General features: G+C 40.1%; 1 protein-coding gene. It reads right to left on the reverse strand.

All coding sequences use genetic code 11. The features are described from left to right. Positions 1-272: hypothetical protein (locus AOA62_RS31880; protein WP_218244184.1), on the reverse strand; the 272-nt coding region annotated here is incomplete at both ends.

A 272-nucleotide genomic window follows, 5' to 3' on the forward strand; every position in this document is an offset into this window, starting at 1 on the left:
GTAATATCTAGTCCTTCTGCTCTAGCTTCATCTATCATCGCTAGAGACTCTTCCATGGAAAAGGTTCCACCAGTACTATTAATATGTTGCACTTGTACTGGAACGTCTAACTCTCGTGCATATCCAATGACTTCTTCTAGTGCGTCTAAGTTATTTCCACCCTCGCCGTTCATAGTAGAGTATCTAACATGGAAAAAAGATACTAAGTCATACTCTTTTCCCACTTCCATTACAGCTTTTATCTCTTCAGGTGTCATTCCAGGATAGTACTC

Origin of the sequence: Pseudomonas sp. 2995-3 (genome assembly GCF_002742565.1) — a bacterium.
GTDB lineage: Bacteria > Pseudomonadota > Gammaproteobacteria > Pseudomonadales > Pseudomonadaceae > Aquipseudomonas > Aquipseudomonas edaphica.